This is a genomic window from Aminipila luticellarii (assembly GCF_004103735.1).
Taxonomy (GTDB): domain Bacteria; phylum Bacillota; class Clostridia; order Peptostreptococcales; family Anaerovoracaceae; genus Aminipila; species Aminipila luticellarii.
The window spans coordinates 2,564,302-2,576,558 of the sequence record NZ_CP035281.1 but is presented as its reverse complement, the minus strand read 5'-3'; the positions used below and the strand labels follow the sequence as shown (position 1 = coordinate 2,576,558).

Sequence of the window (12,257 nt, the reverse complement as noted above, 5' to 3'; positions counted from 1 at the left end):
CATTTAGGAGGAAGCAAAAATGATAGAAATGTTAAATTCAATGGGAGTTACGAACGCCATGATAACCAGCACGGTTATCACGCTGATTCTCTGCTTTTTAGCTATTTTAGCGGGAAGGCACATGGAAATGATTCCATCGGGTCTTCAAAATGTGATGGAAATCATCGTAGATGGTCTGGATCATTTTTTCCGAGATTTAATGGGTGAGTATGCGGGACGTAAATATTTTCCGCTGGTAGCAACCTTGTTTATTTATGTGCTGATATGCAACTATTCAGGTCTGCTTCCTCTTTCGGGAGAACTGCCGGGTCTGAAAGCACCTACTAGTTCCATTAACTTTCCATTAGCCTTGGCGCTGATTGTATTTTGCAGCATACAGTATGTCGGAATCAAAGAAACTCATGGCTTGAAGTACTATAAGCATCTGCTTCAGCCAATTGCGGTACTATTTCCGCTGATGTTGCTGGAGGATCTTGTAAAGCCGGTATCTCTTACAATACGACTTTACGGAAACATTTTCGGTGAAGAATCCGTAACCAATGTATTTTTTGGTATGGTACCGATTGGTCTCCCTGTTATTATGCAGATATTCAGTGTGCTGATGGGACTGATTCAGGCCATGGTATTTGCCTTACTGGCAGGCGTTTATATTTCAGAGGCGGCAGAGCATGGTGCTGAGGAACATGAACGTTTGGCAGCACAGAATGTATAAGTATAAAAGTGATTCAAATTCTTTCTACTATTTAAGATATCTATTTTAGCTGGAGGTTTTAAAGACCCACAGTAAAATATATATAGATTTAAAAACATACGGCTGAAGTTTATCAGCAGAAATGAAAGGAGAAAATAAAATGACAATCGCATTAGCAGTAGCATTAGCTATCGGACTATCCACTATCGGCCCTGGTGTTGGTCAAGGTATAGCATCAGCAAAAGCTTTGGAAGGTATGGCAAGACAGCCTGAAATGGTAGGTACTCTTCGTACAAACTTAATTCTTTGCCTGGCATTCATGGAGTCTTTGACAATCTACGGACTATTAATCGCATTTCTTTTAATGGCAAAAATGTAGTTGTTTTGTTAAAGACAACGAGTCGAACGCAGGGAGGGTTTATTTATGGCTGAAGCATTAGGTATAAACTTATCAGAGATTATCTTTGCTATTGTAAACTTCTTAATCCTTGTGACCGTGTTGGCAAAGTTCTTATACAAACCGTTTATTGAAATGCTTGAAAACAGAAAGCAGACTATTCAAGATTCCTTTGATCATGCAGCAGACACAAACAGAAGAGCTGACGAGAAAATGGATGAATACAACAAGCGCATTTCAAATGTTGAACAAGAAGGTAGAGAAATCATTAAAAATGCAAAGGCAAAAGCTGAAGTTCAAGCAAGTGATATTATTAATGAAGCAAATGCAAAAGCAGCAGAATTAAAACTTCGTGCAGAAAGTGAAGTGGAACGCCAGAAGGCGAAAGCTTTAGCAGAAATGAAGTCTCAGGTCGCTGCTATGGCACTGCTTGCTGCTGAGAAGATTCTGGAGAAAGACTTGGAATTGGAAGGTCAGGAGCATTTAATTGATAGTATCGTTGAACAGGTAGGTGCGGCGAAATGGCAGAATTAACGGTTGGAATGACATATGGTAACGCCTTGTTTCAGGTGGCTAGTGAGGTTCATAAGACAGAAGTGATCCTCGACGAAGCCATACAGCTTCTTGAGTTGTTGAAACAGGAGCAGGATCTGAGTGCCTTTATAGACACCCCGGTAATCTCCATTGCTGATAAGAAAGACGTTTTAAAGTCGATCTTGGAAGGCCGCATTTCGGAAGAACTTTTGAACTTTCTATACGTCATGATAGACAAGGGAAGAACAAAGCATTTTGAGAGAGCCATAAAGGTTTACAAGGAACTTTTAGATAAAGAAGAAGGGCTTGCCTACGGAAAAATATTTTCTGTAAAGCCCCTTAGCGCTGATAAGCTCCAAAAGTTTGAAAAAGAAACAGGAAAGCTTTTACAAGAAAAGGTGAAGCTTGAAAACGAGATTGACACCAATTTGATTGGTGGCATCAAAATATTAATTGACGGCAAGGTGATTGACGCTTCCTTGAGAAAGCGTCTGGAAGACCTTAGCAATACTATTATATAGAGAGGAGGTTGTTGACATGAACCTCAAACCCGAAGAAATAAGTGCCGTAATCAAAGAGCAGATCAAGAATTATAAAAACAAGCTTGAGATTTCAGATTTTGGTACTGTTATACAGGTCGGAGATGGTATTTCCAGAATTTATGGACTCGAAAAATGCATGGCAGGTGAATTGCTCGAGTTTCCAGGGGAAATATATGGTATGGCGTTGAATCTTGAAGAAGATAACGTTGGTGCAGTTATGCTTGGTTCCGACAAGAATATAAAAGAGGGCGACATTGTAAAACCTACAGGAAAGGTAGTTGAAGTACCCGTAGGTGAAGATCTGATTGGCCGTGTAGTAAATGCATTAGGTCAGCCTCTTGACGGTAAAGGTCCTATCAAAGCAGAAGATCACAGACCGGTTGAATACCCGGCACCGGGCGTACTGCAAAGAAAATCAGTTGATCAGCCTTTACAGACCGGTATCAAGGCCATTGACGCCATGATACCAATCGGAAGAGGACAGAGAGAACTGATTATCGGAGACAGACAGACCGGTAAAACAGCTATAGCGATAGATACGATTCTAAATCAGAAGGATTCCGGTGTAATCTGTATCTATGTTGCTATCGGACAGAAAAAATCCACAGTAGCCCAGTTGGTACAGACTCTTGAAGATAAGGGTGCCATGAGCTACTCTATTGTTGTGTCTGCGACGGCGAGTGACGTTGCTCCGCTTCAATATATAGCACCTTATGCAGGATGCGCTATGGCAGAGCATTTCATGTATCAAGGCAAGGATGTTTTGATCATCTATGATGACTTATCAAAACATGCGGTTGCCTACAGAGCTATGTCACTATTGCTTAGAAGACCACCAGGACGAGAAGCTTATCCCGGAGACGTATTCTATTTACACAGCAGATTGCTTGAAAGAGCAGCAAAGCTTTCTGATAAGCTGGGCGGCGGTTCCATTACGGCATTGCCTATCATCGAAACACAGGCTGGAGACGTATCTGCATATATTCCGACAAACGTTATTTCCATCACGGACGGACAGATCTTCCTGGAAACAGAATTATTCTTTACAGGACAGAGACCAGCAGTTAACGCCGGTATTTCCGTATCCCGTGTAGGTGGTAATGCACAGATCAAGGCGATGAAGCAGGTATCCAGCAAGATCAAGCTGGAGCTGGCACAGTATACTGAGCTTGCAAGCTTCTCCCAGTTCGGTTCGGATATTGATAAGGATACGAAGGAAAGACTGGATCACGGAAAGGTCTTAATGGAAATATTAAAGCAGGGACAGTACAAGCCAATTGCGGTTGAGCATCAGGTTATGATTATATATGCTGCGGCTAATAACTTCCTTGCGGACATTCCTATTGAAGAAATTAAAGAATTTGAAAGTGGATTATATGACTTTATGGATACACAGTATCCAGAGGTTGGTAAGAACATCAAATCCAACGGCAAACTGGATGATGCTACGGAAGAAATTCTTAAAGGAGCAATTGCGAAGTACAAAGAAGTACGAGACAAGTAGGGCATGTCAATAGCAGCAGCTTCTTTAAATCTTAGATTTGTGAAGCTACTGCATCAGACTGTCTCGAATTATTTCGTAATGGAGACAGTCTAGTATAGGAGGAAAAAATGGCTTCAAATAATATGCAGGATATAAAGCGCCGTAAAAAGAGCGTAACCAGCACAGAGCACATAACCAGTGCGATGAAGCTCGTTTCTGCTGCAAAGCTGAGAAGAGCTAAGGCCACCTTCGAAAAAACAACTGAATATTTTCATTATATTACAGAGTCTATAGCAGATATTTTCAACAATATCAGTGATGTTCCGGAACAGTATCTGGCCGGAAGCCGTGAAATCAAAAACACTTGCTACATTATCGTAACAAGTAACAGAGGATTATGCGGCGGATTTAACTCCAATATCATAAAACGAGCTGAAGCTGAAATGAAGGATTATCCTGAAAAGCCGATTCTTATTGCTGTAGGATCGAAGGGGAAGGAATACTTTGAAAAGAGAGGATTTGACATTTACAACGAATATTCGGAACCTCCGGAAGATATTTCTTTCCTTCAAACAAGACAGATCAGCAGGCCGATCATAGATCGGTATAATGCCGGAGAAATTGATGAAGTAGTGATTATTTACACCTCCTTTAAAAACTCCATGGAGCAGGAAGTGAAAAGCGAACGATTGCTGCCAATCGACATGCAGAAGGATCCGGAAGTGATAAAACATGACCGAGAGGTGGAGTATGAGCCATCTGCCGAAGCCGTATTTGACTATTTGATTCCTAAATATGTTGAAATAAAGGTATACGGAGCGATTGTTGAATCTGCTACCTGTGAACATGCTGCCAGAAGAATGGCCATGGAAAGTGCAACGGACAATGCCAGAGAGATGCTGGAAAATCTGTCCTTGTTCTATAACAGAGCTAGACAGGCAGCTATTACGAATGAGATTATTGAAATTGTTGCAGGGGCTGGGGCCCAAGAATAAGTTGTTACAAAAGAAGTAGGGAGGTGGTTTGGAATATGGAACAGAATAAAGGAATTATTCACCAGATTATCGGACCGGTTATTGATATAAAATTTTCGCCCGAACATATGCCTGAACTATTAAATGCCATCATTATCAAGTATGAGGGCAAGGATATCGTAGCAGAGGTTTCAAAGCACGTCGGCGATGATATCGTAAAATGCATTGCATTGTCTTCAACGGACGGCTTGACCAGAGGAATGGAGGCTATTGATACAGGCTCCCCGATTCAGGTGCCGGTAGGTAAAGAAGTACTGGGCAGATTGTTCAATGTTATAGGTGAAACCATAGACGAGAAGGGTCCTGTTGTTACTGCGGAAAAGCACTCTATTCACAGAGATGCTCCACCTTTTGAAGAACAGGATACAAGCGCCAGGATTTTCGAAACGGGAATCAAGGTCATTGACTTGATCGCACCGTACACAAGAGGCGGAAAGGTTGGTCTTTTCGGAGGTGCCGGTGTAGGAAAGACAGTTCTTATTCAGGAGCTGATCAATAATATCGCAAAGGAACACGGCGGTATTTCCGTATTCGCAGGCGTAGGCGAAAGAACAAGAGAAGGTAATGACCTGTACTATGAAATGATAGAATCAGGCGTTATTGAGAAAACAGCGATGGTATTTGGTCAGATGAATGAACCGCCGGGAGCTAGAATGAGAGTAGCCCTGACAGGTTTGACCATGGCAGAATACTTTAGAGACGTGGAAGGACAGGATGTACTTCTGTTCATTGATAATATCTTTAGATTTACACAAGCGGGTTCAGAGGTATCGGCACTACTTGGACGTGTACCGTCAGCAGTAGGCTATCAACCAACACTTGCGACTGAAATGGGTGCATTACAGGAAAGAATTACTTCGACAAAGAAGGGTTCTATCACATCAGTACAGGCTATTTATGTACCGGCTGATGACTTGACTGACCCGGCACCGGCAACTACTTTTGCTCACTTGGATGCTACGACAGTATTGTCACGTTCCATCAGTGCGCTTGGTATTTATCCGGCAGTTGATCCGCTTGAATCCACTTCAAGAATCATGGATCCGAATATCCTTGGTGAAGAACACTATGAAACAGCCAGAAGCGTACAGGAAGTTCTGCAGAGATACAAGGATTTACAGGATATTATTGCTATTCTTGGTATGGATGAATTATCAGATTCTGATAAGCTTATCGTTTCCAGAGCAAGAAAAATTCAGAGATTCCTTTCACAGCCGTTCAGCGTTGCCGAACAGTTTACAGGTATGGAAGGAAAATATATTCCGTTAAAGGAAACCATTCGTGGATTTAAAGAAATTCTTGAAGGAAAACACGATGATATCCCTGAGTCTCTATTCTTGCTTGCGGGCGGTATAGACGAAGTTGTAGAAAAGTTTAAGGCGTCAAAATAATTTTTCGCCGGGAAGGGAGATAAGAAAATGGCTAAGAGTGTCCAACTTGAAGTTATAACACCTTCAAAACTATTCTATAAAGATAAGGTTGAGATGGTTATAGTCCGAACCCTAACAGGTGAAGAAGGATTTATGGCAGATCATACCTGGGCGTGTAAGCTCCTCGATATCGGCATTATGCTGATTAAGGAAGAAGGCTCTACTGAATTTAAGGCGGCAACCATAGCCGGCGGATATATTGACATAAAAGAAAATTTTGTCATATATACAGATGCGGCTGAATGGGATGAAGAAATAGATGTAGCAAGGGCTAAGAAGAGGAAAGAAACCGTAGAAAAGTGGCTGGAATGCCATGATTGTACGAATGCAGGCGCAGACGAGATCGCCAGAGCGCAAGTCAGTCTGCTAAAACAGATCAGCAGAATGAATCTGGCAGAAAACGGAGCCAGACGAAAACGATAAAAAAACAGGTGGATTTTAATCCACCTATTTTTTTTACTTATTTTTTAAATACCTTCCAATTAATTTTTGAAAATTCCAAAATCAGGTAGAAAGTTGTCGGAATTTTTACTATACTATAGGTAAATTTAAAATTAAGGGAGAAGCAATATTATGGTGAAGAGTAATCAGCATGTAATTGAAATTGCAGTCAGGATTTCTATTGCTTTTTTAGCTTTATTAATAATGCTTTTTTTTACACCGCCCCAGACTTCCTTTGGAGAAGTAAAAAGTAATCCGGAAAGGAAAATTGTAAGGGTTGGATATTATCTGTATGATGGCTATCAAGAGGCAGATAAAAATGGAACCTATTCGGGATATGGATATGATTACTTACAAGAAATATCCCAGTTTGCAGGATGGGACTATACTTTTATCATCGCAACCTTCCAGGAATGCGTTCAAATGCTGGAAAGAGGGGATGTGGATATTGTGGGCGGACTGGATAAGAATGCCTTAAAGTCTGATAAAATCATTTATTCTCACTTGTCCAACCGGGTTTCTGAAACCGAACTATATACAACGATGAATAATATGAATTTGAATTTTGATGATTTTTCTAAAATGAACGGAATTTCAGTAGGTATTTTGAAAAATGATTATCAAGAGCTATATTTGAATGAGTATGCCAAACAAAATCATATAACGCTACATAAAAAATATTATGATTCGTTAAAAGATATGGAACGTGCTCTGGAGCAGGGAGAGATTCAGGCAATTCTTACCTCTGCTGAAACGAATAAAAAATACAGCAAAGTCATTGGAAAGATGGACGAGCATCCGCTGTATTACGGGATTAATAAAAAAAATCAATCCTTGATGGACGAGCTGAACAAGTCCATGCAAAACATAAAAAACAGCAATCCTTCTTACGATATGCAAATACAAAATAAATATTTTATCAAAGGAAAAATGGCAGCACCTTCTTTCACCGTGGAAGAACTTCGTTACATTAAAAAGAAAGGAACGGTAAAGGTAGCCTACGATCAAGGCTGGCAGCCTATTGAATATTACGATGAAAAGACAGGCGACATCAAGGGGGTCACGAAGGACTTATTTGATCTGTTGTCCAAGTATACCGGACTAAAATTTGAGTTTGTGAGAGCAGGAGATCTAAGTGAGGCTTTGGAGGATGTAAAGACGGGGAAAGCCGATATGATCAGCCTGGTCTCTCATGACTATAACATCTCGGAGCAGAGGGGAATTTATACCTCCAGTATCTGTATTAACGCTTCTTTGGTGGGCGTTCTGGCAAAAGATCGGAATTTTGACGGCATCAAGCAGATCGCCATGCCAAAGGATTATTATTTAGATATTTTAAAGAATTATAAAGTAAAAGAATACGATACGGTGGAAGATTGCTTTGAGGCGGTCAATTCAGGGGAGGCAGATGCGACCATTGCCAATGCCTATGCTGCGAATTATTATTTGGCTAATCCTAAGTTTGTCAATCTGATCCGGCAGGATCTGATTGGGTATTCGGAGGATTTATCATTAGGTGTTTCAAAAAATGAGGACATTGAACTGCTAAATATTTTAAATAAAGGATTGCATTGCATTTCTGATATGGAGTTATCCAACATTATCTTAAGCAATTATGTGGTATATGAGCAGCCTAAGTTCCGGAAACTGTATTATTCAAACCCCATATTTTTTTTAGGCTCTATTATTGTTTTGGTAGCGGCAGTTATGGGTATTCTGATTTATATCATCCTGCTGAAAAATAAGATGTATGCCACTAATATGAAAATGATTGAATTTTTAAATATAGAAAAGAGCAGAATGGAAAATACTTTGCGAAATGAAGCGGAAAGAGATTCTTTGACAGGGTTGTTTAATCGGCGAAAAATTGAATCCGAAGTAAAGGAGTTCCTGTTAAAAATAAGCGTGGACAATCAAATAAGCTTGCAGGATACCAATGTTCCCAGCCATGATCTTCACAGCTTTATGATCATGGATCTGGATGGATTTAAAAGTATTAATGACCACTATGGACACCCGGAGGGAGATGCGCTGTTAAGGCGGATCTCTGTGGAATTGGAACTGGCTGCCGGGCAGGACAATTTGGTGGGCAGACTGGGGGGAGATGAGTTTGTATTTCTCTTTAAGAATATTACGGGTAAAAGCGAATCGGCACATTTAGCCAAGAAAATCCATAAGGTCATCAGGCAGATCGCACAAGAGGATGAGAAGTGGAAAGCCATATCGGTGAGCATCGGAGTGACCCTGTTTGGATATGAAACCTATAGCTTCAAAGAATTATATCAAAGGGCAGATCAAGCTTTATATCAAGCCAAAAAGACCGGTAAGAATAAAGTTGTGTTTTATGGGGAACTATAAAAAGTTGAAAGGAATATCATGAAAGGCTGAAGCCCAAGTTCAAGCGGATTCAGTCTTTTTTCGTCATATTTTCTTGTCAATAAAAGGCGTAAACGGACTAACTTGTCTTTACAATGAAGGCGTTTTTATTTATAATATATTGCGAAAATATTGAAATAGTGGTATAATACACACTATCATCTCAGTAAAGCGGTAGTTTGTTAATATAAAAATGTATTAATTTGCTTTAAATTTAAAACAAGGGGGACAAAATATGTATAGTGAGAGATTAGACGATAAATATTCGACAATAACTGCAGAAATACAGGAGCTGGCCGATGAGTGTGTAAAAAATAGTACGATTGATACCTCGTTGTATAAAAAATATGAGGTCAACAGAGGACTTCGTGATTTAAACGGAAATGGTGTACTTACAGGTCTTACTGAAATTTCAGGAATATATGCTTTTGATATCGACCCGGAAACGGGAGAAAAGATGCCGGCGGCGGGCAGGCTTTATTACCGGGGGGTCAATATAAACGACATTGTAAAGGGCTTTGTGAAAGAAAAGCGTTTTGGATTTGAGGAAGTGACCTATCTGCTTATCTTTGGAAAACTGCCGACGAAAGAACAGCTGAGCAGCTTTAACGAGCTTCTGGCAGAATACCGTACGCTGCCCCCGAGCTTTGTCAGAGACATTATTATGAAAGCACCCAGCATGGATATGATGAACAGCTTGGCCAGAGGTGTACTGACTCTTCATTCCTATGACAACAGGCCTAATGATACTTCTATACCGAATGTGCTGAGGCAATGCCTGCTGCTCACAGCGGTGTTTCCGTTACTGGCGGTTTACGGCTATCAGGCGTCCAGACATTATCACTACAGAGACAGTTTGTATATACACATCCCGAAACCGGAATTGTCTACGGCGGAAAATATTTTGCATATGCTGAGACCGGACAGCCACTACACGGAGCTGGAAGCCAGACTTCTGGATTTAGCATTAGTACTCCACGCAGAGCACGGCGGCGGAAACAATTCGACCTTTACGACCCATGTGGTTTCTTCCTCCGGAACGGATACGTACTCGGCCATAGCGGCGGCATTGGGATCCCTTAAGGGGCCTAAGCATGGAGGTGCTAATATTAAGGTCGTGCAGATGTTTGATGATATGAAAGCTTGCATTACAGATTGGAACGATGAAGAGCAGATTCGAACCTACTTAAAGAAGCTGCTGCACGGTGAAGCTTTTGATAAATCTGGATTGATATACGGTATGGGACATGCGGTGTATTCCCTGTCCGATCCAAGAGCAGAAATTTTTAAAAAATTCGTGGAAAATCTGGCAAAAGAGAAAAATAGGGAAGCAGAATATAAGCTGTATGCCAGTGTGGAACGGATTGCCGCTGAAATTATTGCAGAGGAACGAAAGATTTATAAAGGGGTCAGCGCAAACATTGACTTTTACAGCGGCTTTGTTTACAGTATGCTGGATCTGCCGTTGGAGCTTTATACACCTATTTTTGCTATCGCCAGGATGGCAGGATGGAGCGCGCACCGAATAGAAGAGCTGATCAATGCAGGTAAAATCATCAGACCGGCATATAAAGACGTAGCGGACTTGTGCGATTATGTGCCTATAGCAGAAAGATAAAATGAGGAACCGAAAGGACTGTAATATGTAATGTAATGGAGAGCCATACCACATAATTGTTGTATGGCTATTTCTGTGTTCCCTGCGTCGATTTTTCAGATCCACGGTACAGGACAAGAGCATGTCGAAAAGGAAATTTATATATAGGATATTTAAGAATATATTGTCAAATATTAAAGAGCATATTTGTAATGTCAAGCAAAAAATAAAGTTTTTTTAAAAGAACATGAGCTGAAATAACGTTGAAAAATACACAAGTTAGCAAACGGTTACCCTGGTTTAAATTTTCTGAATATAAGCAAAAAGGTATACTTTTTGTTAAAAAGTGCTATAATAACAATGTCTTACAAAGAGACAAAGGAAAGAGAGGAGAAACAAGGTATGGCAAAGAAGCTTATATCTGTGTGGCTTTCATTGACCATTGTACTTTTCTCATCAATTTCTATATATGCTGAAGAATACGTTCAAGGAGATTTTTTTAACAAAAAAGTCGTTATAAATGGGAGTGAGATTGTAAATTACAATCTGCAATATCCGTTCTTCCTTTATAAAGACACGACTTACATTCCATTAAGCCCAGATATGGGAAATATCTGTGGATTTGAGGCAGAAATGGACTGGGAAAGCCGCACATTAAAACTTCTTAAGACGGAAGGAACTCAAAAGATAATTAGTAAAAATTGGGCCAAGAATAATGGTTACGATATGAAATTAGAAGTTATATCAGGAGTTAAAGTATTAGCTTATCAAGAGCTTTCAGACAAAGATGAAGCAGAAGCTCAGGCTGAGGATTCAACCGGAGTGATCGAGGCACCTGAGATGCTGGTCGAAGAAGTGAACTTAAACGGTATGCCGGTATTGGCGATCGGAAAGTATTTATTCATCCCTGTAAAGGCGATGAGTGAAAGCAAAGCGTTTAATTGGGATTTATACTATGATGCTTATTATGGATTATGTATAAGCACGATTGAAGGCAAAACCGCAAAAAGTTTCTGGAGTGAGCCGGAATCCAGATACAACAAAGGGTTAGTAAATTATATTTTACATTATAACGGCAGCCTGTCACCTTCCTATGCACAAGATCTGGTCTTTATGTTTAAAAGAGCAGCGAATCTGTATAAGGTAGATGAGAAGCTGTTACTGGCCATCGCCCACAAGGAAAGCACCTTCAATGCAGCTGCGGTTTCGCAGAGCGGTGCCATAGGGCTGATGCAGATCATGCCGGCTACGGCAGCCAATTTTGGTCTGACACCACAACAGTTACGAGATCCGCGCTCGAATATTAATGTCGGAGCGAGTATGATCGGTACGGGAATTACGAACTATAACGGAGACAGAGCAAAGGCGCTGTCTGCATATAACCAAGGCTCATCAAGGGTTAGCCGAGGAAACTACTCCACAGCTTATGCGACAAGAATCATGTCTGCATATAGCGGAGTACAAAATTTTCTTTCTGTAAACGGATATAATTAATTGGCAAAATAAGATTTTTACACAAGAGAAAAATCGCAGGACAGAAAGAGGATTAAAAAAATCACGACCCAAAAAGCATATAAGATAGAAAAGTAAAAGACCGAGGAGCATTCTCCTCGGTCTTTTACTTTTGCGGAAGCGGTAAGAGTACTTTTTATTTGTAAATATTGTAAATTACAAGTATAATGTTATAAGGTTAAGCTGTAAAAAATTTTTATTGTATAAAAGCAGAAGTAAA

At 40.4% G+C, this 12,257-nt stretch carries 11 protein-coding genes; all 11 read left to right on the top strand.

All coding sequences use genetic code 11. From position 1 onward, the window contains the following. Positions 1 to 19: 19 nt before the first annotated feature. Entirely contained in the window at positions 20 to 712 is a 693-nt protein-coding gene (atpB, locus tag EQM06_RS12000) for a F0F1 ATP synthase subunit A (protein ID WP_128746597.1), read from the top strand. 139 nt (positions 713 to 851) lie between these two features. Further along, the gene (atpE, locus tag EQM06_RS11995) at positions 852 to 1,070 is read left to right on the top strand and encodes an ATP synthase F0 subunit C (protein WP_205666554.1); all 219 of its coding nucleotides are present in this window, start codon (positions 852 to 854) and stop codon (positions 1,068 to 1,070) included. A 45-nt stretch (positions 1,071 to 1,115) separates the two neighbouring features. Then, on the top strand, positions 1,116 to 1,622 hold the full coding sequence (gene atpF, locus EQM06_RS11990) for a F0F1 ATP synthase subunit B (RefSeq protein ID WP_128746595.1): 507 nt from the start codon (positions 1,116 to 1,118) through the stop codon (positions 1,620 to 1,622). After that, positions 1,610 to 2,143: an ATP synthase F1 subunit delta gene (gene atpH, locus EQM06_RS11985; RefSeq protein ID WP_128746594.1), complete on the top strand. Its 534-nt coding sequence runs from the start codon at positions 1,610 to 1,612 to the stop codon at positions 2,141 to 2,143. Before atpF ends, atpH begins: the two co-directional genes overlap by 13 nt. A 16-nt stretch (positions 2,144 to 2,159) precedes the next feature. Further along, positions 2,160 to 3,668, top strand: a complete 1,509-nt coding sequence (atpA, locus tag EQM06_RS11980; RefSeq protein WP_128746593.1) for a F0F1 ATP synthase subunit alpha — start codon at positions 2,160 to 2,162, stop codon at positions 3,666 to 3,668. A 107-nt stretch (positions 3,669 to 3,775) separates the two neighbouring features. Beyond that, the gene (gene atpG / locus EQM06_RS11975; protein ID WP_128746592.1) at positions 3,776 to 4,642 is read left to right on the top strand and encodes an ATP synthase F1 subunit gamma; all 867 of its coding nucleotides are present in this window, start codon (positions 3,776 to 3,778) and stop codon (positions 4,640 to 4,642) included. 35 nt (positions 4,643 to 4,677) lie between these two features. Further along, entirely contained in the window at positions 4,678 to 6,072 is a 1,395-nt protein-coding gene (gene atpD, locus EQM06_RS11970; protein ID WP_128746591.1) for a F0F1 ATP synthase subunit beta, read from the top strand. 27 nt (positions 6,073 to 6,099) lie between these two features. Beyond that, positions 6,100 to 6,534, top strand: coding sequence for a F0F1 ATP synthase subunit epsilon (locus tag EQM06_RS11965; RefSeq protein WP_128746590.1), 435 nt, complete (start codon positions 6,100 to 6,102; stop codon positions 6,532 to 6,534). 150 nt (positions 6,535 to 6,684) lie between these two features. Continuing rightward, positions 6,685 to 8,910, top strand: coding sequence for a diguanylate cyclase domain-containing protein (locus tag EQM06_RS11960; RefSeq protein ID WP_128746589.1), 2,226 nt, complete (start codon positions 6,685 to 6,687; stop codon positions 8,908 to 8,910). Positions 8,911 to 9,163: 253 nt separating this feature from the next. After that, positions 9,164 to 10,546, top strand: coding sequence for a citrate/2-methylcitrate synthase (locus EQM06_RS11955; RefSeq protein ID WP_128746588.1), 1,383 nt, complete (start codon positions 9,164 to 9,166; stop codon positions 10,544 to 10,546). A gap of 381 nt (positions 10,547 to 10,927) precedes the next feature. Further along, complete coding sequence (locus EQM06_RS11950) at positions 10,928 to 12,019, top strand: lytic transglycosylase domain-containing protein (protein WP_164914451.1); 1,092 nt, start codon at positions 10,928 to 10,930, stop codon at positions 12,017 to 12,019. The last annotated feature ends 238 nt before the right edge of the window (positions 12,020 to 12,257 follow it).

What these genes read in the sequence shown, in the direction of transcription:
- atpB (WP_128746597.1), top strand. Translation starts at nt 20, where the DNA reads ATGATAGAAATGTTAAATTCAATGGGAGTTACGAACGCCATGATAACC.
- atpE (WP_205666554.1), top strand. Translation starts at nt 852, where the DNA reads ATGACAATCGCATTAGCAGTAGCATTAGCTATCGGACTATCCACTATC.
- atpF (WP_128746595.1), top strand. Translation starts at nt 1,116, where the DNA reads ATGGCTGAAGCATTAGGTATAAACTTATCAGAGATTATCTTTGCTATT.
- atpH (WP_128746594.1), top strand. Translation starts at nt 1,610, where the DNA reads ATGGCAGAATTAACGGTTGGAATGACATATGGTAACGCCTTGTTTCAG.
- atpA (WP_128746593.1), top strand. Translation starts at nt 2,160, where the DNA reads ATGAACCTCAAACCCGAAGAAATAAGTGCCGTAATCAAAGAGCAGATC.
- atpG (WP_128746592.1), top strand. Translation starts at nt 3,776, where the DNA reads ATGGCTTCAAATAATATGCAGGATATAAAGCGCCGTAAAAAGAGCGTA.
- atpD (WP_128746591.1), top strand. Translation starts at nt 4,678, where the DNA reads ATGGAACAGAATAAAGGAATTATTCACCAGATTATCGGACCGGTTATT.
- EQM06_RS11965 (WP_128746590.1), top strand. Translation starts at nt 6,100, where the DNA reads ATGGCTAAGAGTGTCCAACTTGAAGTTATAACACCTTCAAAACTATTC.
- EQM06_RS11960 (WP_128746589.1), top strand. Translation starts at nt 6,685, where the DNA reads ATGGTGAAGAGTAATCAGCATGTAATTGAAATTGCAGTCAGGATTTCT.
- EQM06_RS11955 (WP_128746588.1), top strand. Translation starts at nt 9,164, where the DNA reads ATGTATAGTGAGAGATTAGACGATAAATATTCGACAATAACTGCAGAA.
- EQM06_RS11950 (WP_164914451.1), top strand. Translation starts at nt 10,928, where the DNA reads ATGGCAAAGAAGCTTATATCTGTGTGGCTTTCATTGACCATTGTACTT.